This window comes from Aeromicrobium chenweiae, from assembly GCF_003065605.1.
In the GTDB taxonomy this organism is placed as follows: Bacteria; Actinomycetota; Actinomycetes; order Propionibacteriales; family Nocardioidaceae; genus Aeromicrobium; species Aeromicrobium chenweiae.
In genome coordinates this window covers 2,570,533-2,594,908 of the sequence record NZ_CP026952.1, presented here as the reverse complement: position 1 = coordinate 2,594,908, position 24,376 = coordinate 2,570,533, and the positions used below count along the sequence as shown (strand labels likewise).

General features: G+C 68.8%; 28 protein-coding genes. 24 read left to right on the top strand and 4 right to left on the bottom strand.

Annotated elements, in window-relative coordinates; genetic code table 11:
* Positions 1-123: 123 nt before the first annotated feature.
* The 22 genes from C3E78_RS12520 to C3E78_RS12415 all read left to right on the top strand — a co-directional run bounded on the left by C3E78_RS12520 (position 124) and on the right by C3E78_RS12415 (position 19,524).
* On the top strand, positions 124-1,443 hold the full coding sequence (locus C3E78_RS12520; RefSeq protein WP_108578868.1) for a homoserine dehydrogenase: 1,320 nt from the start codon (positions 124-126) through the stop codon (positions 1,441-1,443).
* A complete protein-coding gene (gene thrC / locus C3E78_RS12515) occupies positions 1,443-2,507 on the top strand; it encodes a threonine synthase (protein WP_108578866.1) in 1,065 nt (354 codons plus the stop codon). Before C3E78_RS12520 ends, thrC begins: the two co-directional genes overlap by 1 nt.
* On the top strand, positions 2,504-3,391 hold the full coding sequence (thrB, locus tag C3E78_RS12510; protein ID WP_108578864.1) for a homoserine kinase: 888 nt from the start codon (positions 2,504-2,506) through the stop codon (positions 3,389-3,391). The genes thrC and thrB overlap by 4 nt, the downstream gene beginning before the upstream one ends.
* Positions 3,392-3,582: 191 nt before the next feature.
* A complete protein-coding gene (gene rho, locus C3E78_RS12505; protein WP_199906817.1) occupies positions 3,583-5,673 on the top strand; it encodes a transcription termination factor Rho in 2,091 nt (696 codons plus the stop codon).
* Positions 5,674-5,774: 101 nt separating this feature from the next.
* Positions 5,775-6,257: a glutathione peroxidase gene (locus C3E78_RS12500; protein ID WP_108578860.1), complete on the top strand. Its 483-nt coding sequence runs from the start codon at positions 5,775-5,777 to the stop codon at positions 6,255-6,257.
* Positions 6,258-6,381: 124 nt separating this feature from the next.
* Complete coding sequence (rpmE, locus tag C3E78_RS12495; protein WP_108578858.1) at positions 6,382-6,588, top strand: 50S ribosomal protein L31; 207 nt, start codon at positions 6,382-6,384, stop codon at positions 6,586-6,588.
* A gap of 95 nt (positions 6,589-6,683) precedes the next feature.
* Positions 6,684-7,763, top strand: a complete 1,080-nt coding sequence (gene prfA, locus C3E78_RS12490) for a peptide chain release factor 1 (RefSeq protein WP_108580879.1) — start codon at positions 6,684-6,686, stop codon at positions 7,761-7,763.
* Positions 7,764-7,773: 10 nt separating this feature from the next.
* Positions 7,774-8,625, top strand: coding sequence for a peptide chain release factor N(5)-glutamine methyltransferase (prmC, locus tag C3E78_RS12485; protein WP_108578856.1), 852 nt, complete (start codon positions 7,774-7,776; stop codon positions 8,623-8,625).
* 13 nt (positions 8,626-8,638) lie between these two features.
* Positions 8,639-9,181 carry a VTT domain-containing protein gene (locus C3E78_RS12480; protein ID WP_108578854.1) on the top strand — a complete coding sequence of 181 codons (543 nt, stop codon included), beginning with the start codon at positions 8,639-8,641 and terminating at the stop codon, positions 9,179-9,181.
* A gap of 182 nt (positions 9,182-9,363) precedes the next feature.
* On the top strand, positions 9,364-10,023 hold the full coding sequence (locus C3E78_RS12475; protein ID WP_108578852.1) for an L-threonylcarbamoyladenylate synthase: 660 nt from the start codon (positions 9,364-9,366) through the stop codon (positions 10,021-10,023).
* Entirely contained in the window at positions 10,020-11,141 is a 1,122-nt protein-coding gene (locus C3E78_RS12470) for a glycosyltransferase family 4 protein (protein ID WP_108578850.1), read from the top strand. Before C3E78_RS12475 ends, C3E78_RS12470 begins: the two co-directional genes overlap by 4 nt.
* A 13-nt stretch (positions 11,142-11,154) precedes the next feature.
* Entirely contained in the window at positions 11,155-11,559 is a 405-nt protein-coding gene (locus C3E78_RS12465; RefSeq protein WP_108578848.1) for a Cg1360 family ATP-synthase-associated protein, read from the top strand.
* A 181-nt stretch (positions 11,560-11,740) separates the two neighbouring features.
* Positions 11,741-12,541: a F0F1 ATP synthase subunit A gene (gene atpB / locus C3E78_RS12460; protein ID WP_235833612.1), complete on the top strand. Its 801-nt coding sequence runs from the start codon at positions 11,741-11,743 to the stop codon at positions 12,539-12,541.
* A 73-nt stretch (positions 12,542-12,614) separates the two neighbouring features.
* A complete protein-coding gene (atpE, locus tag C3E78_RS12455) occupies positions 12,615-12,818 on the top strand; it encodes an ATP synthase F0 subunit C (protein ID WP_108578844.1) in 204 nt (67 codons plus the stop codon).
* A 23-nt stretch (positions 12,819-12,841) separates the two neighbouring features.
* Positions 12,842-13,384 carry a F0F1 ATP synthase subunit B gene (locus C3E78_RS12450; RefSeq protein WP_108578842.1) on the top strand — a complete coding sequence of 181 codons (543 nt, stop codon included), beginning with the start codon at positions 12,842-12,844 and terminating at the stop codon, positions 13,382-13,384.
* On the top strand, positions 13,384-14,184 hold the full coding sequence (locus C3E78_RS12445; RefSeq protein WP_108578840.1) for a F0F1 ATP synthase subunit delta: 801 nt from the start codon (positions 13,384-13,386) through the stop codon (positions 14,182-14,184). The genes C3E78_RS12450 and C3E78_RS12445 overlap by 1 nt, the downstream gene beginning before the upstream one ends.
* Positions 14,185-14,234: 50 nt before the next feature.
* The gene (gene atpA / locus C3E78_RS12440; RefSeq protein WP_108578838.1) at positions 14,235-15,875 is read left to right on the top strand and encodes a F0F1 ATP synthase subunit alpha; all 1,641 of its coding nucleotides are present in this window, start codon (positions 14,235-14,237) and stop codon (positions 15,873-15,875) included.
* A gap of 2 nt (positions 15,876-15,877) precedes the next feature.
* Complete coding sequence (locus C3E78_RS12435) at positions 15,878-16,810, top strand: F0F1 ATP synthase subunit gamma (protein ID WP_108578836.1); 933 nt, start codon at positions 15,878-15,880, stop codon at positions 16,808-16,810.
* A 5-nt stretch (positions 16,811-16,815) separates the two neighbouring features.
* Complete coding sequence (gene atpD / locus C3E78_RS12430) at positions 16,816-18,273, top strand: F0F1 ATP synthase subunit beta (RefSeq protein ID WP_108578834.1); 1,458 nt, start codon at positions 16,816-16,818, stop codon at positions 18,271-18,273.
* Entirely contained in the window at positions 18,273-18,665 is a 393-nt protein-coding gene (locus C3E78_RS12425; protein ID WP_108578832.1) for a F0F1 ATP synthase subunit epsilon, read from the top strand. The genes atpD and C3E78_RS12425 overlap by 1 nt, the downstream gene beginning before the upstream one ends.
* Before the next feature lie 21 nt (positions 18,666-18,686).
* A complete protein-coding gene (locus C3E78_RS12420; RefSeq protein ID WP_108578830.1) occupies positions 18,687-19,133 on the top strand; it encodes a DUF2550 domain-containing protein in 447 nt (148 codons plus the stop codon).
* A gap of 139 nt (positions 19,134-19,272) precedes the next feature.
* Entirely contained in the window at positions 19,273-19,524 is a 252-nt protein-coding gene (locus C3E78_RS12415; protein WP_108578828.1) for a hypothetical protein, read from the top strand.
* 93 nt (positions 19,525-19,617) lie between these two features.
* Here C3E78_RS12415 and C3E78_RS12410 read toward each other — a convergent pair whose 3' ends face one another.
* Positions 19,618-20,190 (bottom strand): cob(I)yrinic acid a,c-diamide adenosyltransferase, encoded by a 573-nt coding sequence (locus C3E78_RS12410; RefSeq protein WP_108578826.1) that lies wholly within the window; start codon positions 20,188-20,190, stop codon positions 19,618-19,620.
* Between the two features lie 91 nt (positions 20,191-20,281).
* Here C3E78_RS12410 and C3E78_RS12405 point away from each other — a divergent pair, with 91 nt between their 5' ends.
* Positions 20,282-22,270 carry a protein meaA gene (locus tag C3E78_RS12405; RefSeq protein ID WP_108578823.1) on the top strand — a complete coding sequence of 663 codons (1,989 nt, stop codon included), beginning with the start codon at positions 20,282-20,284 and terminating at the stop codon, positions 22,268-22,270.
* 172 nt (positions 22,271-22,442) lie between these two features.
* Here C3E78_RS12405 and C3E78_RS18340 read toward each other — a convergent pair whose 3' ends face one another.
* A complete protein-coding gene (locus C3E78_RS18340; RefSeq protein WP_159085886.1) occupies positions 22,443-22,616 on the bottom strand; it encodes a hypothetical protein in 174 nt (57 codons plus the stop codon).
* Positions 22,617-22,662: 46 nt separating this feature from the next.
* Between C3E78_RS18340 and C3E78_RS12400 the strand changes: the two genes are divergently transcribed.
* On the top strand, positions 22,663-23,196 hold the full coding sequence (locus tag C3E78_RS12400; protein WP_328591568.1) for a ferritin: 534 nt from the start codon (positions 22,663-22,665) through the stop codon (positions 23,194-23,196).
* Between the two features lie 77 nt (positions 23,197-23,273).
* On the opposite strand, the gene nucS is transcribed toward C3E78_RS12400, so the two are convergent.
* Positions 23,274-23,951, bottom strand: a complete 678-nt coding sequence (gene nucS / locus C3E78_RS12395; RefSeq protein WP_108578820.1) for an endonuclease NucS — start codon at positions 23,949-23,951, stop codon at positions 23,274-23,276.
* Positions 23,948-24,346, bottom strand: a complete 399-nt coding sequence (locus C3E78_RS12390; protein WP_135804806.1) for a lipocalin-like domain-containing protein — start codon at positions 24,344-24,346, stop codon at positions 23,948-23,950. The genes nucS and C3E78_RS12390 overlap by 4 nt, the downstream gene beginning before the upstream one ends.
* Positions 24,347-24,376: the final 30 nt, after the last annotated feature.

Sequence of the window (24,376 nt, the reverse complement as noted above, 5' to 3'; positions counted from 1 at the left end):
CGGCGGGGCCGATGACCTGCCCACGTCCAGTCGCGATTCTAGGCAGACGACCTGTCTGGCATCAGGGTGACCAGATTCTCGGCCGTGTCGTCGACGTGGTCGGCACGCCGATACCCTTGCACCGTGAGCACCTCCTCGTGGACCCCCGGACGTCCGCTCCGAGTCGCCCTGCTGGGCTGCGGAGTCGTCGGCACGGAGGTCGCGCGACTGCTGACGCGGGACGCGGACGAGCTGGCCCAGCGGGTCGGCGCGCCGCTCGAGCTGGTCGGCATCGCCGTCCGCCGCCTGGGCCGTGAGCGCGACCTCGACCTGCCGAGCGAGCTGTTCACGACCGACGCGATGGGCTTGGTCTCCCGCGGCGACATCGACGTCGTCATCGAGGTCATCGGCGGGATCGACCTCGCCCGTGAGCTGATCCTGGCGGCGCTGGACCACGGCGCCTCGGTCGTGACCGCCAACAAGGCGCTCCTCGCCGAGGACGGCGCGACGCTGTTCGAGGCGGCGCACAAGGCCGAGCGCGACCTGTACTTCGAGGCCGCCGTCGCCGGGGCGATCCCGATCGTCCGCCCCCTGCGCGAGTCGCTGGCAGGCGACCGCGTCCAGCGCGTGCTCGGCATCGTCAACGGCACCACCAACTTCATCCTCGACGCGATGACCACGACGGGGCAGGGCTTCTCCGAGGCCCTCGACGAGGCCCAGCGTCTCGGGTACGCCGAGGCCGACCCGACCGCCGACATCGAGGGCTTCGACGCCGCCTCCAAGGCCGCGATCCTGGCCGGCCTCGCGTTCCACACCCGCGTCACGATCGGTGACGTGCACCGTGAGGGCATCACCGAGGTCACCGCGGCGGACGTCCGCTCCGCCGACGAGATGGGCTGCGTCGTCAAGCTGCTCGCGATCTGCGAGCGCCGCGAGACGGCCGACGGTCCGGCCGTCTCGGCCCGCGTCCACCCCGCGATGATCCCCGTCACCCACCCGCTCGCGAGCGTCCACGGGGCGTACAACGCGGTCTTCGTCGAGAGCGAGTCGGCGGGGGAGCTGATGTTCTACGGTCCCGGTGCCGGCGGTGCGCCGACCGCGAGCGCGGTGCTCGGCGACGTCGTCTCGGTCGCCCGCAACCGACGCAGCGACGTGTTCGGTCCCGGCGAGTCGACCCACGCCCAGCTCGAGGTGCTCGAGATGGGCCGGGCCCGCACCCGCTACCACGTCTCGATCGACGTGGACGACCGTGCGGGCGTGCTCGCCTCGGTCGCCAGCGCGTTCGCCGAGTTCGGGGTCTCGATCAAGACCGTCCGCCAGGAGGGCAGCGGGTCCGACGCCCAGCTGGTCATCGTGACGCACGAGGCCGAGGACGCCTCGCTGTCGGCCACGGTCGCCTCCTTGCGCGGGCTCGACATGGTTCGTGACGTGACATCGGTGATGCGCGTCGAGGGAGGATTCTGATGGCACACCTGTGGAGAGGCGTGATCGAGGAGTACCGCGAGTGGCTCCCCGTGACCACCCAGACCCCGGTCATCACGCTGGGGGAGGGCGGCACGCCGCTCGTCCACTCGTCGTGGCTGTCGGGCATCGTCCGCGGTGACGTCTGGATCAAGGTCGAGGGCAACAACCCCACGGGCTCGTTCAAGGACCGCGGCATGACCACGGCCGTCTCGGTCGCGGTGGGCGAGGGCGCCAAGGCCGTCGTCTGCGCCTCCACCGGCAACACGTCGGCGTCGATGACCGCGTACGCGGCCACCGCCGGCCTGACCCCCATCGTCCTGGTGCCGCACGGCAAGATCGCCGCCGGCAAGATGGCGCAGGCCGTCATGCACGGCGCCGAGGTCATCCAGGTCCGTGGCGGCTTCGACGAGTGCCTGCAGCTGTCGCGTGCACTGGCCGACAAGTACCCGGTCGCGCTGGTCAACTCGGTCAACCCGGTCCGCCTGCAGGGCCAGAAGACCGCGGCCTTCGAGATCGTGGACGCACTCGACGCGACGCCTGACCTGCACGTCCTGCCGGTCGGCAACGCGGGCAACATCTCCGCCTACTGGCTGGGCTATCGCGAGTACGCCGACGCGGGCCTCGCGACGCGTACCCCGCAGATGTGGGGCTTCCAGGCGCAGGGCGCCGACCCGATCGTGCAGGGCGCCCCGATCGCCCACCCCGAGACGATCGCGACCGCGATCCGCATCGGCAACCCGGCCTCCTGGCACCTCGCCACGGCCGCGCGCGACGAGTCCGGGGGCCGCATCGGCTCGGTCAGCGACGAGCAGATCCTCCAGGCGCAGCGCGACCTCGCGTCGCACGACGGCGTGTTCGTCGAGCCGGCCTCCGCGGCCGGCGTCGCCGGTCTGCTGGCCGCTGCCTCCGCAGGTGAGGTCGAGCCGGGACAGACGATCGCGGTCACCGTCACCGGGCACGGCCTCAAGGACATCGACACCGCGCTGTCGGGCGCCGGTGCGCTGGTCGACGCGATCATCGAGGCCGACGTCGACGCCGCGGCCGAGGCCGCGGGACTCCTGTGACATTCGTCGACGGGCCGGTCACCGTCCGGGTGCCGGCATCCAGCGCCAACCTGGGTCCCGGCTTCGACGCGCTCGGACTGGCACTGACGCTCCACGACACCCTCACGGCCCAGGTGGTCGACGAAGGACTCGACGTCCACGTCACCGGTGAGGGCAAGGACGGCGTCCCGCTCGACGAGACGCACCTGGTCGTGGAGGCCATGCACGCCGCGTTCGACCTGCTCGGCGGCCGCCCCTCGGGGCTGCGTCTGACCTGCACCAACCAGATCCCCCACGGCAGGGGACTGGGCTCGTCCGCGGCCGCGATCGTCGGCGGCATCGTCCTGGCCCGTGCGCTGGTCGAGGGCGGGGAGCTGCTCCTCGACGACGCCGCCGCGTACCAGCTGGCGGTGGACCTCGAAGGTCACCCCGACAACGTCGCCGCCGCGCTCTTCGGTGGGCTGACCATCGCCTGGATCGACGGGGCGGCGGCCGAGGTCGAGCGCCTCGAGACCGGCGTCGAGGTCACCGTGTTCGTGCCGCCGGCGGCCGTCTCGACCGCGAAGGCGCGCGGGCTGCTGCCCGAGAGCGTCCCGCACGCGGACGCCGCCCGCAACGCCGGGCGCGCGGCCCTGCTGATCAGCGCGCTCACCGGTGCGCCGCACCGCCTCATCTCCGCGACGGAGGACTGGATCCACCAGGGCTACCGCTCCGAGGCGATGCCCGAGTCGTACAAGCTCCTGCGGAAGCTGCGGGTCGAGGGCATCCCGGCCATCATCTCGGGCGCGGGACCCACCGTCCTGGTGTTCGCCCGAGGGGTGGCCGATCGTGCTCCTGCCGGGTGGACCGTGCACGAGCTCCAGGTCGACGCCGGTGGCGCCGAGATCGTCCGCGACGACGCCTGAACAGTTGAGCGGATCGGGAATCGGCCGGGCCGCATGGGTGTTATGGTGAGTGAGTCGGAGTCGAGTTCATCTCCCCGACAGTGACAGCAAGTGAGAAGTGCCACTCAAGTCGCCCGTCAGATACGGGCACGCCTTTTCGGGATCCGGCTTTCCGGTCCACTGGCCTTGTGGCCTCATCCAAAGGAACCTACGTGACTGAAACCACCACGACACCTGATGCCTCCGCGTCCTCGGCCGCTGCCGGGACCCCCCGCAAGACCGGGGGAAGCCTGGGCGGCAAGGTGCTCGCCGAGCTGCAGGAAATCGCTGCGGGCCTCGGCATCACCGGCGCCGAGAAGATGCGCAAGGGCGCACTCATCGATGCCATCAAGATCGCCCGCGGTGACGCGGGCACCTCGACGAAGGCCGCCGTCAAGGCCGCCTCGGGACCGACCGTCGCGGACACCGCGGACGCCGCACCCGTGATCGTCCCCCCGACGAAGAACGACGCCGACGCGCCGGCCAAGACCGAGGCCCCCAAGCGTGGCGGCCGTGGCCGCGGCGCCAAGGCCGACAGTGCCAAGGCCGAGGTCGCCACGAGCGACGCCACCGCCGACGAGGCGCCCGCGAAGGCCGAGAAGCCCACGCGCAGCCGCTCGCGGGCTGCCGCCAAGAGCGACGCCCCCGCCGGCGATGACGCCCAGAACGGCGCCGAGAAGAACGGCACCGAGAAGAACGGCACCGAGAAGAACGGCACCGAGAAGAACGGCCGCGGCGGCTCGCAGAAGAACGGTCCGAAGGCCGACGCCAAGCACGACGCGCAGCCCGAGACCAAGAACGAGCCCCGCCACGAGAACACGCGCGGCGAGCAGTCCGACGACGCCGAGGACGGCGAGGGCGGCCGCGGACGCGGTCGGGGACGCGGCCAGAACAACAACGGCGCCAACGACCGCCACCAGCAGGGCGGTGGCCAGAACAGCCGCAACCAGAACAACCAGAACCGCAACCAGGCTCCGGCGCAGAACGATCGTCACCAGGGCCACGCGCAGGACGACGACGAGGAGATGGGCGGCCGTCGCCGCAACCGTCGCGGCCGCAACCGCAACAGCCAGGGTGGCCGCGGCAACCTCGACGTCGACACGTCGTACACCGAGGACGACGTCCTGGTGCCCGCTGCGGGCATCCTCGACATCCTCGACAACTACGCGTTCGTGCGCACCACGGGCTACCTGCCCAGCGACAACGACGTCTACGTCTCGCTCTCGATGGTCCGCAAGTGGGGCCTTCGCCGCGGCGACGCCGTCGTCGGCCAGGTGCGCCAGCCCCGCGAGGGCGAGCGCAAGGAGAAGTTCAACCCGATGGTCAAGATCGACTCGGTCAACGGGATGGCTCTGGAGGAGGCGACCAAGCGGGTCGAGTTCTCCAAGCTCACGCCGCTGTACCCGTCCGAGCGTCTGCGCCTCGAGGGCGAGGCCGGCGGACTCGCCGGTCGCGTCATCGACCTCGTGTCGCCGATCGGCAAGGGCCAGCGCGGCCTGATCGTCTCGCCGCCCAAGGCCGGCAAGACGATGATCATGCAGCAGATCGCCAACGCGATCACCACGAACAACCCCGAGTGCCACCTGATGATCGTCCTGGTCGACGAGCGTCCCGAGGAGGTCACCGAGTTCCAGCGCACCGTCAAGGGCGAGGTCATCGCCTCGACGTTCGACCGTCCGGCCACCGACCACACGATGGTCGCCGAGCTCGCGATCGAGCGGGCCAAGCGTCTGGTCGAGCTGGGCCACGACGTCGTGCTGCTGCTCGACGGCATCACGCGCCTCGGACGGGCGTACAACCTCGCCGCACCGACCTCGGGTCGGATCATGTCCGGTGGCGTCGACTCCTCGGCGCTCTACCCGCCGAAGAAGTTCTTCGGTGCCGCGCGCAACATCGAGGACGGCGGCTCGCTGACCATCATCGCGACCGCGCTGGTCGAGACCGGCTCGCGCATGGACGAGGTCATCTTCGAGGAGTTCAAGGGCACCGGCAACTGGGAGCTGCGCCTGCGTCGCGACCTCGCCGACAAGCGGATCTTCCCGGCGGTCGACGTCGACGCGTCGAGCACGCGCCGCGAGGAGCTGCTGATGAGCAAGGACGAGCTCAACGTCGTCTGGAAGCTCCGCCGCGTCCTGTCGGGCCTCGACAGTCAGCAGGGCCTGGAGCTCGTGCTCGACAAGCTCAAGAAGTCGTCCAACAACGCCGACTTCCTGCAGAAGATCACCGCGACGCTGCCGCAGGACGGAGCAGCCGTCAACGGCTGATCCAGCAACGGGACAGGGGCGCATCCGGGAGACCGGGTGCGCCCCTTCGTCGTCCCCGGGTTCAGATGGTCGCCCCCGACGGAGCCCCCTAGGCTGGCGCGATGACCACCGCACACGACTTCTCCGCCACCGCCATCGACGGCACCGAACGGCTCCTCGCCGACTACAAGGGCAAGGTCCTGCTCATCGTCAACACCGCGACCCAGTGCGGTTTCACGCCCCAGTTCAAGGGCCTCGAGGCGGTCTACCAGGAGTACGTCGACCGTGGACTCGTGGTGCTGGGCTTCCCGTGCGACCAGTTCGGCAACCAGAACCCCGACGGCGACGAGGAGACGGCGGCGTTCTGCGAGAAGAACTTCGGCGTGACGTTCCCCCTGTTCTCGGAGATCAAGGTCAACGGCGACGGTGCGCACCCGCTCTACACCTGGCTCAAGCAGGAGAAGGGCGGGCTCGGACCGTCGGCGATCAAGTGGAACTTCACCAAGTTCCTCGTCGACGCCGACGGCAACGTCGTCAAGCGCTACGGATCGGCGACCAAGCCCGAGAAGATCGCCGGCGACATCGAGAAGCTGCTGCCCGCCTGACGCACAGGAATAAAGGTGGGGCCGATTTCCTTGTAACGCACGTCAACTGGCACAATCAATCCTTGGTTCTGGTTCACGGCCCCGCATCCCGCGAGACGACCCAGCGACCGCCGAGAGGACACCCATGAAGAACGGCATCCACCCCAACTACGTCGAGACCCAGGTCACCTGCACCTGTGGCAACACGTTCACCACCAAGAGCACGGCGCCCGAGGGCGTCCTGCGCGCGGACGTCTGCTCCGCGTGCCACCCGTTCTACACGGGCAAGCAGAAGATTCTCGACACGGGCGGTCGCGTCGCTCGCTTCGAGAAGCGTTACGCCAAGAAGTAGCGATCTCCAGCGCCGACCCCTGCCCCTGACGGGCAAGGGTCGGCGCTGTCGTTCGTCCCCTTCACGCCAACGCACCCCAGGAGCCACCCATGTCCATGTTCGAGGCCGTCGACTCACTCGTCGCAGAGCACGCCGAGCTCGAGCAGCGCATGGCCGATCCATCGGTGCACTCCGACCCGGGCCTGGCCAAGCGGCTCGGTCAGCGGTACGCCGAGCTCTCCGCGATCGTCAAGACGTATCGCGAGTACCAGCAGGTGACCGACGACCTCGAGGCCGCGCGCGAGCTGGCGTCCGAGGACGCCTCGTTCGCCGCCGAGATCGACACCCTGGAGCCACGGCTGCACGAGCTGTCCGAGCGGCTGCAGCGACTGCTGGTCCCGCGCGACCCGGCCGACGCCAAGGACGTGATCATGGAGATCAAGGGCGGCGAGGGCGGTGAGGAGTCGGCGCTGTTCGCCGGCGACCTCCTGCGGATGTACTCCCGGTACGCCGAGCACCGCGGCTGGAAGACCGAGATCCTCGACGCCACCGAGTCGGCCCTCGGCGGGTACAAGTCCGTCACGATGGCCGTCAAGGCCAAGGGCACGCCCGAGCCGGGGGAGGCCCCGCACGCGCTGCTGAAGTTCGAGGGCGGCGTCCACCGCGTGCAGCGGGTCCCGGTCACCGAGTCGCAGGGGCGCATCCACACGTCGGCGGCCGGCGTCCTGGTCCTGGCCGAGGCCGAGGACATCGACGTCGAGATCCACGACAGCGACCTGCGCATCGACGTGTACCGGTCGTCCGGACCCGGCGGCCAGAGCGTCAACACGACCGACTCGGCCGTTCGGATCACGCACCTGCCGACCGGCATCGTCGCCAGCTGCCAGAACGAGAAGAGCCAGCTGCAGAACAAGGAGCAGGCGATGCGGATCCTGCGCGCCCGGCTGCTCGAGGCGGCGCAGGCCACCGCGGACGCCGAGGCGTCCGACGTGCGCAAGTCGCAGATCCGCACCATGGACCGCTCCGAGCGCATCCGCACGTACAACTTCCCCGAGAACCGGCTCTCGGACCACCGCACGGGCTTCAAGGCGTACAACCTCGACCAGGTCATGGACGGCGCTCTCGACGACGTCATCAAGTCGCTGGTCGACGCCGAGCTGGCCGAGCGCCTCGCGACCGTCGAGTCCGGCTCGTGAGCGCGCCCGCGTGAGCGCCGTACGCACACAGGCCGAGCGCCTGCTGGAGCAGGCGACGACCGAGCTGGAGGCCGGGGGAGTGTCGTCCCCGCGCCACGACGCCGAGGTGCTGCTGAGCCACGTCACCGGCGTCCCGCGCATGATGCTGATCGGCAGCGCGAAGCCGAACGGGTTGCAGGTGAAGAGCTTCTCGGCTCTCGTCTCCGCTCGTGCCTCGCGGGTGCCCCTGCAGCACCTCACCGGTTCTGCTGCGTTCCGGTACGTCGACGTGGAGGTCGGCCCCGGCGTGTTCGTGCCGCGCCCGGAGACCGAGCTGCTGGCCGGCTGGGCGATCGACCACGCCAAGACGCTGTCGTCCCCGGTCGTCGTCGAGCTGTGCGCCGGCGCGGGCGCGATCTCCCTGTCGGTCGTCCACGAGGTCCCCGGCGCGCAGGTGCACGCGGTGGAGCTGGACGAGCCGGCGTACGAGTGGGCGCAGCGCAACCTCGCCGGCACGGGGGTCGACCTGCGGCTGGGCGACATGGCGGATGCGTTCCCCGACCTCGACGGGCAGGTGGACGTCGTCGTCGCCAACCCGCCGTACATCCCGCTCGACGCGTGGGAGAGCGTGGCGCCCGAGGCGCGCGACCACGACCCGGCGCTCGCGCTGTGGTCCGGTGACGACGGTCTCGACGCGATGCGGGTCGTCGACAAGGTCGCCTGGCGCCTGCTGAAGCCGGGGGGAGTGGTCGGCGCCGAGCACGCGGACGCCCAGGGCGAGTCCGCCCCCGCGGTCTTCGCACCGCGCTGGGCGGACGTCCGTGACCACCGCGACCTCGCCGACCGTCCCCGCTTCGTCACCGCGACGAAGCCGCGCGGCTAGGCTCTGACGCATCATGGGCCTCGACGAGCTGGGACTGATCGGCTCTGCCATCGCCGTCGGACTCGGCGCAGCCGTCCTGCCCGTGTTCGTCAACGCCGAGATCTACGTCGTCGCGATCGGTGCGACCGTCAACAGCCGGCCGTTCCTGGCCTTCCTCATCCTGGTCCACGTGATCGCCACGACGATCGGCAAGATGTTCGTCTTCCAGCTGGCGCGCCGCGGCACCAACAAGGTCCGGATGGTCGAGCCCCGTCCGCCCCGCAACGCGGTCGCGGCCCAGGTGCGCGTGAGTGGTCGGTGGGTCGCGGGGACCCGCCTGTTCACCTGGATCAAGAAGGTCAGCGACTGGTTGCTGACGCTGCTCGACCGGCCCTACTCCGGCGGGCTGACGGCGTTCATGTCCTCGCTCATCGGCGTGCCGCCGCTGGCGATCGTGACGATCCTCGCCGGAGCGTCCAAGCAGCCGCAGTGGCTGTTCCTGACCATGGTGTTCACCGGCCGCCTCATCCAGTTCCTGGCGATCGCGTTCATCTTCCACCACGTCAGCTGGTTCTGACTCCCGCCCACCGCCGACGAGTCACGTGCAACCGCTGACGAGTCACGTACGGCAGGTGAGGAGTCACGTACGGATCCGGACGTGACTCCTCGACGTCCGTGCGTGACTCGTCGGCGTCCGTGCGTGACTCGTGGGCGTCTGTGGGTGACGGGGCGGGGAAGGGCTGCGCCTAGGATGATCGGGTGAAGTTCGACTGCAGCGTGGACGAGGAGTTCGACCGAGGGCTGCGTGCCGCCCAGGCCGCGCTCGAGGAGGGCAAGCTCGTCGTCCTCCCGACCGACACGGTCTACGGCATCGCGGCGGACGCGTTCTCCCCGCGCGCGGTCCAGAACCTGCTGGACGCCAAGGGCCGCGGCCGCGACATGCCGCCGCCGGTCCTGATCGGCGCGCCGACGACCCTGGACGCGCTCGCGACCAACGTCCCCGCCTGGCTGCGCTCGGCGGTCGAGGCGCTCTGGCCGGGTCCGCTGACGATCATCTGCCACCAGCAGGCGTCCCTCACCTGGGACCTCGGCGAGACCCACAACACCGTCGCGATCCGCATGCCCGACGACAAGCGTGCCCTTGCGCTGCTCAAGCAGACCGGACCGCTCGCCGTGAGCAGCGCAAACACCACCGGTCAGCCCGCCGCGCAGACGATCGAGCAGGCCCAGGACATGCTGGGCGGCCGGGTCGCGGTCTACCTCGACGGCGGACCCACCTCGTCCGGCGTGCCGTCCACGATCCTGGACGCCACCGGCGCGACGCCCCGCATCCTGCGGCAGGGCGCGGTCCCGCTCGAGGCCCTCCACCGCTTCAACAACACGATCGAGCCCGCCAAGGACGCCGAGGACACCGCGTGAGGGAGTACCTCGTCGTCTTCGGCATCGCCCTGGGCGTCACCTACCTCCTGGCCTCGATCGCCCGCCAGGCCGCCTACCGCTTCGGCGCCGTCGCCCGCGTCCGTGACCGCGACGTGCACGCGATCCCGACGCCGTACTTCGGTGGCCCGGCCATGCTGGGCGGCATCGTCGCGGCCTACCTGGTCGCCACGCACCTGCCATTCCTCTCCCTGGCCGACGACGGCGTCTTCAAGGACGCCCGAGCCGTCGTGCTGGGCGGTGTCGTCATCTGTCTCGTGGGCATCGTCGACGACCTGTACGAGCTGGACGCCCTCAGCAAGTTCGCCGGACAGGTCCTCGCCGGCATCATCGTCGTCGCGCAGGGGGTGCAGTTCGTCTACCTCCCGCTGTACGGCAACTACATCGGGCTCGACCAGGCGCAGGCGCTGATCTTCACGGTGCTGCTGATCGTGGGGACGGCGAACGCGGTGAACTTCGTCGACGGGCTCGACGGCCTCGCCGCGGGCATGGTCGCGATCGGCGCGGTGGCGTTCTTCGCGTACGCGTTCGTCCTCGCGGTCGAGAACGGCGAGACCCGCGCGATCGCCGCCGCCCTGCTCACCGCGGCGCTGGCCGGCGCCTGCATCGGCATCCTGCCGCACAACTTCTTCCCCGCGCGCATGTTCATCGGCGACTCCGGATCGATGTTGATCGGCTTCGTCCTCGCGTGCTCGTCGATCAGCCTGACCGGTCAGTTCCCGGCCACGGAGCTGTCCGAGGGCATCGGGGGAGCGGAGGCGAGCTTCCTGCCGGCGCTGCTGCCCGTCATCCTGCCGTTCACGATCCTGCTCGTGCCGTTCGTCGACCTGGCCCTCGCCGTCGTGCGCCGCACGCGCGCGGGGCGGTCCCCGTTCAGCCCGGACAAGATGCACATCCACCACCGGCTGCTCGAGATCGGTCACTCGCACCGGCGCGCCGTGCTGCTCATGTACGCCTTCGCGGGCCTGGTCGCGTTCGGCAGCGTCGTCATCAGCCTGTTCAGCGGCTGGCAGTCCATCGCGGGCTTCGGCGCGCTCGCGGTCCTCACCATCGCTGCCGTGTTCCTGCTCCCCAAGCTCGAAGAGAAGGTCTGGTCATGAACGGTCACGTCCGATGACCACGTTGCGCACCGTCGTCCTCCCCACCCTCGTCGTCGCCGCGCTCTGTGCGCTGGTGGCCGGGCTGCGAGAGGGCGGCGAGGGGGTCGCGGGAGCCGCGGTGGGTGGTGTCATCGTCTGCCTGTTCTTCGCCTCGAGCCCGGCAGCCCTCGGGCCGGTGACCAAGGTCAGCCCGCACCTGTCCCTGCTCGTCGCGATGATCTTCTTCCTGACCAAGGTCATCGCCTTGCTCGCCCTGTTCACGGTGCTGTTCGACCGTGACGGAGTGGGTTCCCACCTCGACGACCGGTCCCTCGGCGGCACCGTCATCGTCAGCACGCTCGCCTGGACCTTCCTGCAGGTGCGGGCGTCCCAGCGGGCCAGGATTCCCACCTATGACCTGGGCGACACCGAACGGTGAGGGCCTGATAACCTGAGCGCGCAAGGACGGGAACAACCAAGACCTGGTCGTGGAGTCGCGTCCCTTGTGGCATCAGACAGCATCGCGGGCACTGAGGCCAGCGGTGCTGCCGGTTTCCGCAGAGCATGACGCAGGCCGTAGCCGCACCGACTAGTGACCGCGCCATCTGAAGGGTATGTACGTGACGACCGCAGCATCGCTGACTTTCGCAACAGAAGGCTTCATCGCCCCGGGTCCGGGCAACTTCGAGCTCCCGCCCGCCTTCAGCATCCTTGGCTTCGACGTCACCAAGTCGATGCTCCTGCTGGTCCTGTCCGGCATCCTGATCATCGCGATCACGTACGTCGTGTCCCGCCCGGCCGCGGTCGTCCCCGGTCGCCTCCAGTTCGCCGGCGAGGCCGTCTACGGCTTCGTCCGCAACGGCATCGCCCGTGACTCGATCGGCACGCACGACTTCATGAAGTTCGTGCCGTACCTGTTCTCGTTGTTCCTGTTCGTCTTCGTGAACAACTACTACGGCGTGATCCCGTTCCTGCAGTTCCCGACGTTCTCGCGCATCAGCTACGTCTACGGGCTCGCGGCGCTGACCTGGGTCATCTACAACGCAGCCGGCATCTCGCGCCACGGCTTCTTCGGCTACCTGCGTCGCCAGACGGTCCCCGGCGGCGTCAAGGGCCCGATCCTCGTCCTCATCATCCCGCTGGAGTTCCTCTCCAACATCATCGTGCGGCCCGCGACGCTGGCTCTTCGTCTCTTCGCCAACCTGTTCGCCGGCCACCTGCTGCTCATCTTGTTCTCGACCGGTGCGGCCTACCTCATCTTCGAGTCGGACAAGATCGCTTACGCGCCCGTGGGCGTCCTGTCGTTCATCCTGGGCATCCTCGTGAGCTTCCTCGAGCTGCTGGTGATGTTCCTGCAGGCGTACGTCTTCACGCTGCTCACCGCGATGTACATTGGCGGCGCGCTCGCCGACGAGCACTGAGCCACCCCCATACCCACAACTTCATACGTCCCACCATCGACGCGGCACTCGCGTCACAACGAAAGGAATTGCCGTGGACGGCAACCTCAACATGATCGGCTACGGCCTCGCTGCAGTCGGTCCTGGCATCGGCATCGGCCTGATCTTCGCCGCCTACATCAACGGCGTGGCGCGTCAGCCCGAGGCGCAGGCTCGCCTGCAGGCGATCGCCATCCTCGGCTTCGCCCTCGCGGAGGCGCTGGCCATCATCGGCATCGCCCTCGCCTTCGTTCTCTGATCCAGTAGCCGACAGGAATCGCCATGTTTACGACACTGCTCGCAGCTTCTTCCGAGGGCGAAGAGCACAGCCCGCTCGCGGTCGAATGGAGCGAGCTTGTCCTCGGTCTGGTCGTCTTCGCGATCGTGGTCTTCGCGATCTGGAAGTACGTCGTCCCGAACTTCGAGAAGGCGTACGCCGAGCGCACCGCGGCCATCGAAGGTGGCATCGAGGAAGCTCAGGCTGCCCAGAAGGAAGCCAAGGCCGCTCTCGAGGAGTACACCGCCCAGCTCGCCGGAGCGCGTCAGGAAGCTGCCGCCATCCGCGAGGAGGCCAAGGAGCAGGGCGTGCAGATCATCGCCGAGCTGCGGGCCCAGGCCCAGGCCGAGGCCGAGCGCATCACCACGACCGCGCACGCGCAGGTCGAGGCCGAGCGTGCTCAGGTCCTGGCCCAGCTCAAGGGTGAGGTCGGATCCATGGCGACTGCGCTCGCGGGTCGGATCGTCGGAGAGGTGCTCGACGACTCCGCAGCCCAGAAGCGCACGGTTGAGCGCTTCATCGCCGAGCTCGAGGAGTCGGCGAACTGATGCGTGGCATCTCAGCGAAGTCCCTCGACGAGGTCCTGGCCGTGGTCGGTGCGGTCCAGGGCCCGACGGGTGACCTCGGAGCCGAGCTGTTCGAGATCGTCTCGACCTTGGACCGCGAGCCCGCGCTCCGGCGTGTTCTCACCGATCCGTCCACCGAGTCCGGCGCCAAGGCCGGCCTCGCCGAGCAGGTCTTCGGCCAGCAGGTCAGCGCTGACGCGCTGAAGATCCTGCGCTCGGCAGTCAGCGGCCGCTGGGCCTCGGGACGGGACCTCACCGACGGTCTGGAGACCGCCGGCGTGACCGCACTGATCGCCGGTGCGGACGCTGCGGGGGAGCTCGACGCAGTCGAGACCGAGCTGTTCGAGGTCGGCCGCCTGGTGCGGTCCGACGCCGAGCTGCGCCAGGTCGTCTCCGACCGGGCCCTCCCGGCCGCAGCCAAGGGCGAGCTGCTCAGCTCGCTGCTGGGTGACAAGGTCACCTCGACCACCAAGGCGCTCGCCGCGCAGGCCGTGGCAGCACGCACGGGCTCATTCGAGCGCGTGCTGACGGCGTTCGGCCAGACCGCCGCGGCGCGTCGCAACCGGCTCCTCGCCGAGGTGCGCGTCGCCGCCGAGCTCAGCGACGACGAACGCAACCGCCTGGCCGCCGCGCTGGGCAAGAAGTACGGCCGCGAGGTCCAGCTCAACATCGTGGTCGACCCGTCCATCGTCGGCGGCATCGCCGTCTCCATCGGGGACGAGATCGTCGATGGCTCCATGTCCACCCGTCTTGAAGGCGCCCGCCGGCGTCTTGCGGGCTGACTCTTTCCACACTCAACACAATCTTTTCGAACAAGAAGGCAGGCACACACATGGCGGAACTCACCATCCGTCCGGACGAGGTCCGCGACGCGCTGCAGAAGTTCGTAGCCGACTACAAGCCGAGCGCTGCAGCCACCGAAGAGGTCGGCATCGTCGCCACCGCGGGTGACGGCATCGCTCGTGTCGAGGGCCTGCCCTCGGCGATGGCCAACGAGCTCCTCGAGTTCGAGAACGGCACGCTTGGTCTCGCGCTCAACCTGGACGTCCGCGAGATCGGCGTCGTCATCCTCGGTGAGTTCTCCGGCATCGAGGAAGGCCAGACCGTCCGTCGCACGGGCGAGGTCCTCTCGGTCCCCGTGGGTGATGCCTACCTCGGCCGCGTCGTCGACCCGCTGGGTGCGCCGATCGACGGCCTGGGCGAGATCGAGACCACCGAGCGTCGTGCGCTCGAGCTGCAGGCGCCCAACGTCATGCAGCGCAAGAGCGTGCACGAGCCGATGATGACGGGCCTGAAGGCGATCGACTCGCTGACGCCCATCGGCCGTGGCCAGCGCCAGCTGATCATCGGTGACCGCCAGACCGGCAAGACCGCGATCGCGATCGACACGATCATCAACCAGAAGGCGTTCTGGGAGTCCGGCGACCCGGACAAGCAGGTCCGCTGCATCTACGTCGCGATCGGTCAGAAGGGCTCCACCATCGCCTCGGTGCGTGGCGCCCTCGAAGAGGCCGGCGCGCTTGAGTACACGACGATCGTCGCGGCCCCCGCGTCCGACTCGGCGGGCTTCAAGTACCTGGCTCCCTACACCGGCTCGGCCATCGGCCAGCACTGGATGTACGCCGGCAAGCACGTCCTCATCGTGTTCGACGACCTGTCCAAGCAGGCCGAGGCGTACCGCGCCGTGTCGCTGCTGCTTCGCCGCCCGCCGGGCCGCGAGGCCTACCCGGGCGACGTCTTCTACCTGCACTCGCGTCTGCTCGAGCGTTGCGCCAAGCTCAGCGACGAGCTGGGCGCGGGCTCGATGACCGGTCTGCCGATCATCGAGACCAAGGCCAACGACGTGTCGGCCTACATCCCGACGAACGTCATCTCGATCACCGACGGACAGATCTTCCTGCAGTCCGACCTGTTCAACGCCAACCAGCGCCCCGCTGTCGACGTCGGCATCTCGGTGTCGCGTGTCGGTGGCGCGGCGATGCAGAAGTCGATGAAGAAGGTCACCGGCTCGCTCAAGGTCGAGCTCGCGCAGTACCGCGCGATGGAGGCGTTCGCGATGTTCGCCTCTGACCTCGACGCCGCGTCCAAGCAGCAGCTCGCCCGTGGTCAGCGGATCATGGAGCTGTTCAAGCAGGGCCAGTACGCGCCGTTCCCCGTCGAGAACCAGGTCGTGTCGATCTGGGCCGCCTCGGCGGGCAAGCTCGACCCCGTCCCGGTCGAGGACGTCTCGCGTTTCGAGACCGAGTTCCTCGACTACCTGAAGCGCTCGCACGCCGGCATCCTGGACGCGATCCGGGAGACCGGAAAGTTCGAGGACGACAACCAGTCGGCCCTTGAGCAGGCGTACGACTCCTTCGTCGACCAGTTCGAGACCTCCGAGGGCCGTTCGATCAAGCCCGGCCACGAGGAGTTCGAGCCCCTGGACGACCAGGACGTCGATCAGGAGCAGATCGTCAAGCAGAAGCGAGGCTGACGATGGCCGCATCGGTACGCGAACTACGCGCGAAGATCAGGTCGACCCAGGCGACCAAGAAGATCACGCGCGCCATGGAGCTCATCGCTGCCTCGCGCATCATCAAGGCGCAGCAGCGAGCGGCGTCGGCAGCGCCGTACGCCCGTGAGCTCACGCGCGCCGTCTCGGCCGTCGCCACCTTCTCGAACGTCGACCACCCGTTGACGACCGAGGCGGAGAACCCGACCAGGGCGGCGGTGCTCGTGATCTCGAGCGATCGAGGCTTGGCCGGCGCCTACTCGTCCGCAGTGCTCAAGGAGGCCGAGCGCCTCGTCGAGAAGCTGCGTGCCGAGGGCAAGGAGGTCGACCTCTACCTGAGCGGCCGCAAGGCGGAGGCGTACTACAACTTCCGTGGACGCAAGTTCATCGAGTCGTGGGTCGGTTTCTCCGACCAGCCGCAGTACTCCGACGCCCGCGAGATCGGCAACACGCTGGTCAAGAGCTTCGCGACCGACGAGTCCGACGAGGAGGCGGTCGACCCCGAGCGGGCCGTCGACGAGCTGCACGTGGTCTACACGCGGTTCAAGTCGATGCTCGTCCAGCAGCCCGAGGTCATCCGACTGCTTCCCCTCGAGGTCATCAGCGGCACCGAGCGTCCGGCGGCCGAAGATGTGCTCCCGCTGTACGAGTTCGAGCCGTCGGCGCACGACGTGCTCAACGCGTTGCTGCCGAAGTACATCCACAGCCGCATCTACTACTGCCTGCTGCAGGCCTCCGCATCGGAGCTCGCGGCACGGCAGAAGGCCATGAAGTCGGCGACGGACAACGCGCAGGACCTCATCGAGAAGTACACCCGAACAGCCAACCAGGCCCGCCAGGCCGGTATTACCCAGGAGATCAGCGAGATCGTGGGCGGCGCCAACGCGCTCGCCGATGCCACCGCTGGGAGTGAGTGAGAGAGATGCCTACCAACACCGCAGACCAGACGACGGACACCACGACGCTTGCCACCGGGCGGGTCGCGCGCGTGACCGGCCCGGTGATCGATGTCGAGTTCCCGAGCGACGCGATCCCCGACATGTACAACGCCCTCAAGGTCGACACGACGATCGACGGGGTGACCGAGACGCTGACCCTCGAGGTCGCGCTCCACATCGGTGACGGGCTGGTCCGTGCGATCAGCCTGCGCCCCACCGACGGCATCGTCCGCGGCGCGACGGTCACCAACACGGGCGGACCGATCACGGTCCCCGTGGGCGACCAGACGCTCGGCAAGGTCTTCAACACGACCGGTGACGTCATGAACCTCGCCGAGGGCGAGGTGTGGGAGGTCAAGGAGCGTCGCGGCATCCACGGCAAGGCGCCGTCGTTCGACCAGCTCGAGCCCAAGACCGAGATGTTCCAGACCGGCATCAAGGTCATCGACCTGCTGACGCCGTACGTGCTCGGCGGCAAGATCGGCCTCTTCGGTGGTGCAGGCGTCGGCAAGACCGTGCTGATCCAGGAGATGATCGCCCGCGTCGCCAAGGACCACGACGGTGTGTCGGTGTTCGCCGGCGTCGGTGAGCGCACCCGTGAGGGCAACGACCTCATCGTCGAGATGGAGGAGTCCGGCGTCCTCGACAAGGTCGCGCTCGTCTTCGGCCAGATGGACGAGCCGCCGGGAGCGCGTCTTCGCGTGGCCCTGTCGGCCCTGACGATGGCCGAGTACTTCCGTGACGTGCAGAACCAGGACGTGCTGCTCTTCATCGACAACATCTTCCGGTTCACCCAGGCCGGGTCCGAGGTCTCCACGCTGCTCGGCCGCATGCCGTCCGCGGTGGGCTACCAGCCGACGCTGGCTGACGAGATGGGCGTCCTGCAGGAGCGCATCACGTCGACGCGTGGTCACTCGATCACCTCGCTGCAGGCCATCTACGTGCCGGCGGACGACTACACCGACCCGGCTCCGGCCACGACGTTCGCGCACCTGGACGCCACGACCGAGCTCAACCGTGAGATCGCGTCGATGGGCATCTACCCGGCCGTCGACCCGCTGACGTCCACCTCGCGCATCCTGGACCCCCGCTACATCAGCGCGGACCACTACCGGACCGCGAACCGCGTCAAGAGCATCCTGCAGCGCAACAAGGAGCTCCAGGACATCATCGCGATCCTCGGTGTCGACGAGCTCAGCGAAGAGGACAAGACGCTCGTGTCCCGCGCGCGTCGCATCCAGCGCTTCCTGTCCCAGAACACCTACGTGGCCAAGCAGTTCACCGGCATCGAGGGCTCGACCGTCTCCATCGACGAGACGATCGACGGCTTCACCAAGATCTGTGACGGTGAGTACGACCACGTGGCTGAGCAGGCCTTCTTCATGTGCGGCGGTCTCGAAGACGTCGACAAGAAGTGGGAAGAAATCCAGAAGAGCCTCTGATGGCGCAGACGGATTCGAACAAGGCCATCCAGATCGAGCTGGTGGCGGCCGACCGCGTCGTGTGGTCCGGTCAGGCCAGCGAGGTCGTCGCCCGCACGGTCGAGGGAGACCTCGGCGTGCTGGCCGGCCACGCGCCGCTGCTGTCGGTCCTGGTGCCCGGTGTCGTCGAGATCCACCCGCTCGAGGGTGACGTCGTCCGTGCGGCGGTGGGAGAGGGCTTCCTCTCGGTGGCCGACGACCACGTGTCGGTGCTGAGCGAGGACGCGGTCCTCGCCTCGGAGGTCGACGCCGCCGCGGTCAAGGCTGAGCTGGAAGAAGCGACCTCCGCGGAGGACAGCGCTGCTGTCCTGCGCGCAGAGGCCAAGCTCCGCCTCATCGACAAGGCGTCCTGACGCACCAGGGAGGGTGATCGCGTGCCGCTCTGGTGGTGGTTTGTCGATGCCCTCGCGTTCGTCGTGGCGGCGCTGGTCCTGCTGGTGATCTGCCTGCTGGTCCGGCGCCGCCTGCTCGCGCGCTCCGGTGGCACGTTCGAGATGAGCGTGAACCGGAGCGACGCGGTGCCGGCGAAGGGCTGGGTGCTCGGTCTTGCCGTGTACGGCGACACCGAGCTCGCGTGGTACCGGACGTTCTCGCTGTCGCTGCGCCCGCGCTACCGCTTCACGCGGGGAGACGTGCACATCGACGGTCGGCGCGACCCGATCGGCCACGAGGTGTACGCGGTCCACGCCGGGCACCTGATCGTGGGCACCAAGAACGCGTCGGGCGTACGCCAGCTCGCGATGAGCCCGAACGCGCTCACGGGTCTGCTGTCCTGGCTCGAGTCGTCACCGCCCGGGCAACGGGTCAACAACGTCCTGTGAGCCGCTGCTACGCGTGGTGAGTCTGTACGGCCGTACGATTCCTGCGTTTTGGTTGACGCAGGCCCAGGGGCGGGGCGAGAATCAAGACAGTTCTTTCTCGACTGTCCGGTCGAATCCCCTTGGAACAAGAAGGTGCCACGTGTTCAAGCGTCTCATCGTTGCTGCGTCCGTCTCAGCCATCGCAGTGATCGGCCTCGGCCCGGTTGCTGGAGCCACGGCGGCCTCGCCGTCGAAGCAGGTCGTCGTCAAGGTCAAGGCCGTCCAGCCGAAGATCTCCAAGCCCCGTGTCATCGACTGGGACGCCCCCGGCAAGGCCATCGACTGGGACGCCCCGGCGCCCGCAGCCGGCAGCGGCGGAGGATTCAGCACCCAGCGCATCGACTGGGACTGAGCCCCACCGCACCACCCGCACTCACGCGAGCTCCTCGGCATCATGCCGGGGAGCTCGCGTTCGTTCGTCGACGGCGGACTCAGCGACGCGCGCTCAGCGCTCGCCGCCAGGGACCCACAGGACGTCGCCCTTCTCGCGGTTCGCGTAGCGACCGAGGATGAACAGCAGGTCGCTCAGCCGGTTGAGGTACTTGGCGGTGAGGATGTTCATCGTGGCGCCGTGCTCGTCGAGCGCCGCCCAGGCGGACCGCTCCGCGCGGCGGGTGACGGTGCATGCGATGTGCACCGCGGCCGCCGCGGGGGTGCCGCCGCGCAGGATGAACGACCGCAGCTTGGGGACCTGGTCGTTGTAGTGGTCGCACCACGCCTCGAGCCGGTCGATGTAGTCGGTCTCGACCCGCAGCGGCGGGTACTCCGGGTTCTCCACGACGGGGCACGACAGGTCGGCCCCCACGTCGAACAGGTCGTTCTGGATGTGGGTGAGCACTGCGACGACGTCCTCGTCGAGTCCACCGACCGCGATGGCGAACCCGATCTGGGCATTCGCCTCGTCGACGTCGGCGTACGCGGCCAGTCGCAGGTCCAGCTTGCTGGTCTTGCTCATGTCGCCGAGATTCGTCGTGCCGTCGTCGCCGGTACGTGTGTATATCCGTGTCAGGTTCACCATGGTGGCGATACTAGGACGTCCACAGAATGTGAGCCAGAACGCCCCGTGCAACCGGTGACCTCCCGCGTGACAGCGCTGTAGCCTGACCCCCATGCCTGACAAGACTGTGCCCGACAAGCCCTGGGTGATGCGCACGTACGCCGGTCACAGCTCCGCTGCGGAGTCGAACGCTCTGTACCGGCGCAACCTCGCCAAGGGGCAGACCGGCCTCTCGGTGGCCTTCGACCTCCCGACGCAGACCGGCTACGACCCGGACCACGAGCTCAGCAGGGGAGAGGTCGGCAAGGTCGGCGTGCCGATCCCGCACCTCGGCGCGATGCGCCGCCTGTTCCAGGACATCCCGCTCGAGACCATGAACACCTCGATGACGATCAACGCGACGGCGATGTGGCTGCTCGCGATGTACCAGGTCGCCGCCGAGGAGCAGGGTGTCGACCCGTCGCAGCTGCAGGGGACGACGCAGAACGACATCATCAAGGAGTACCTGTCCCGCGGCACGTACGTGTTCGGTCCCGCGCCGTCCCTGCGGCTGACGACCGACATGATCGCGTACACCGTCACGACGATCCCGAAGTGGAACCCGCTCAACATCTGCAGCTACCACCTGCAGGAGGCCGGCGCGACGCCCACGCAGGAGCTCGCGTACGCCCTGACGACCGCGATCGCGGTGCTCGACTCGGTGCGCGACTCCGGCCAGGTGCCGCAGGAGGAGTTCGAGAAGGTCGTCGGACGCATCTCGTTCTTCGTCAACGCCGGCGTGCGGTTCGTCGAGGAGATGTGCAAGATGCGCGCCTTCGGCCGGTTGTGGGACGAGATCACGCGCGAGCGCTACGGCGTCGAGGACCCCAAGATGCGGCGGTTCCGCTACGGCGTCCAGGTCAACTCCCTCGGACTGACCGAGGCGCAGCCGGAGAACAACGTCCAGCGCATCGTGCTGGAGATGCTCGGCGTCACGCTGAGCAAGGACGCGCGGGCCCGCGCGGTGCAGCTCCCGGCCTGGAACGAGGCCCTGGGCCTCCCGCGGCCGTGGGACCAGCAGTGGTCGCTGCGCCTGCAGCAGGTGCTGGCGTTCGAGTCCGACCTGCTGGAGTACGACGACATCTTCGAGGGATCGGTCGTCGTCGAGGCGAAGGTCGCCGAGCTGATCGAGGGCGCCAAGGCCGAGATCGACCGGGTGCAGGCGATGGGCGGCGCGGTCGCCGCGGTCGAGTCCGGCTACATGAAGCAGGCCCTGGTGGGCTCGCACTCGGAGCGTCGGGCACGCATCGAGGCCGGCGAGATGAAGGTCGTCGGCGTCAACTCCTACACCGAGACCGAGCCCTCGCCGCTCACGGCCGATCTCGACGCCGCGATCATGACCGCCGACCCGGAGGCGGAGGGCAACGCGATCGCCGACGTCCAGGCGTGGCGGTCCCAGCGTGACCAGGGAGCGGTCGACGAGGCGCTCAACCGCCTGCAGCGCGAGGCCAAGACCGACGCCAACCTCATGGAGGCGACCCTCGAGGCCGTCCGTGCGGGTGCGACCGTGGGGGAGTGGGCCGGTGCGCTGCGCGAGGTGTTCGGCGAGTACCGCGCGCCCACCGGCGTCAGCGGCGTCGCCAGCGTCGCGGACGCCGGCGCCGAGCTCACCGCGGTGCGCGAGCGCGTCCGCGAGACCGGCGAGCAGCTGGGCACCCGCCTGCGGTTCCTGGTGGGCAAGCCGGGCCTCGACGGCCACTCCAACGGCGCCGAGCAGATCGCCGTCCGGGCCCGCGACGCCGGGTTCGAGGTCGTCTACCAGGGCATCCGCCTGACGCCCGCGCAGATCGTGGCGGCAGCGGTTGCCGAGGACGTGCACGCGGTCGGCCTGTCGATCCTGTCCGGCTCCCACATGGAGCTCGTGCCGGAGGTGCAGCGGGCGATGGCCGAGGCCGGCCTCGACGACGTCCCGCTGATCGTCGGCGGCATCATCCCCGACTCGGACGGGCGCCGCATGGAGGCCTCCGGCGTCGCCGCGGTCTTCACCCCGAAGGACTTCGGCATGACCTCGATCATGGACCGGATCGTCGACGAGATCCGCGCGGCCCGCGGCCTGAACTGACCCGCCCGCAGTTTCCCAGGAGAACCTCCGAACCTGACACCTCACCCCGGTCGCACCAGGGGTGAGGCGACGGTTCCGGGGGTTCTCCTGGGAAACGGCGACGGGCCGGGCCTGAGGCAAGCCATTCCTTCGTGGCGGACGACGGTGTCGCTGACCTAGGCTCGCGACGTCGTCAGGCGGCGACGCCGGTCGCGGTCTTGTCCTTCTTGACCTTGACGAGCTTGCGCTTCTTGACGGTGTAGCCCTCGGGGAGCGTGCCTTCCTTCATCATCCGAAGCGGGCAGCGCTTGCAGGCAGGCTTGTCGCTGCAGCACTTCTTCTTCGGCGGCTTGGGCACGACGATCACGGTACCAGCGTGAGGTGAGGCTCGCCTTATGCATGACAATGGAGGCATGGGACACATGGCAGCACCAGCATTCGTCGAGCGGCTCAACGAGCAGATCGGCCACGAGTTCGCGGCGCACCAGCAGTACGTCGCGATCGCGACCTACTACGACGCGCTCACGATGCCCCAGATGGCGGCGCTGTTCTACCAGCAGGCGCGCGAGGAGCGCGACCACGCGATGATGATGGTCCAGTACCTCCTCGACGCGGACCACGTCCCGGTCATCCCGGCACTGCCGGCCCCGCGGGTGGACTTCGCCGACGTCGTCGAGCCGGTCGCCGCCGCGCTGGAGCAGGAGCGGCGCGTCACCGCCCAGATCAACGACCTGACCCGCATCGCCCGCGAGAACCACGACTACGCCTCGGACCAGTTCATGCAGTGGTTCATCAAGGAGCAGGTCGAGGAGCTGTCCAAGATGAGCGACCTGCTCGCCGTCGTGACCCGCTCCAAGGCCGACTACGAGCGCATCGAGGACTGGGTCGCCCGCGAGGACAAGGCCGCCGGCGACGACCCGACCGCGCCGCCGATCGCCGGAGCCTAGGCCCCCTGCCCAGATCTGCGGACTCCTGCACGGTCCTGCGCCCGCGCAGGTGTGCAGGAGTCCGCAGATCGGGGTTGTCAGAAGAGGCGGAGGCTCGGGTCCTCGATGCCGCGCAGCTCGTCGTAGTTGACGACGACGCACTCGATGCCGCGGTCGTGCGCGAGCACGCGGGCCTGCGGCTTGATCTCCTGCGCCGCAAAGATGCCGCGCACGGGACGCAGCGAGGGGTCGCGGTTCATCAGCTCGAGGTAGCGGGTCAGCTGCTCGACGCCGTCGATGTCGCCGCGACGCTTGATCTCGACCGCGACCGAGGCGTTGGCCGCGTCCTTGCACAACAGGTCGACCGGACCGATCGCCGTCATGTACTCGCGACGGACCAGGCTCATCCCGGGACCCAGCGCCGTGGTGTGCTCCGCGAGGAGCTCCTGCAGGTGCTTCTCGACGCCGTCCTTCTGCAGGCCCGGGTCGATGCCGAGGTCGTGCGCGGAGTCGTGCAGGACCTCCTCGATGCGGATGCGCAGGGTGTCGTCGGTCTTGCCCGCCGTGACGGTCCACTCGGTGACGCCGTCGTCGGAGACACCTTCGCGCAACGTGCACGGAGGACTCATCCAGTTGAGCGGCTTGTACGAGCCGCCGTCGGAGTGGATGAGCACCGATCCGTCGTTCTTGACCATGATGAGCCGGGTGGCGAGCGGCAGGTGGGCGGCGAGCCGTCCTGCGTAGTCGACCTGGCAGCGGGCGACGACCAGCCTCACTTCACCCTCGTGGCCGTGCCGAGCTGGAAGACCAGGGTGTCGCCGGAGATCGTGCCCTCGTCGGTGTCGCCGTCGTCGCCGACGAGCGAGATCTTCGTGCCGTCGACGGACCACTTGCCCGTGCGGAAGTCCTCGATGCCCTGGTAGTCCTGGACGAACGTGCCGTCCTCGATCAGGTGCAGGACGTAGTCCTCGGACGGAATCTCCCAGTCGCCACGCAGCGCCGCAGCGCCGTCGGCCTCCGGATCGACCGAGGGAGCCTCGGTCGTGATCGGCGGGGTGGGCGTCGACGTGGTCGGCGAGGTGACCTCGCCACCACCACCGTCGGAGCCCTCGGAGTCCGAGCCGCATCCGGTCAGGACCATCAAGGCGATGCCGATCGCGGCTGTGGCCATCGTCACACGTTGTTTCATCGTTCTCCCATA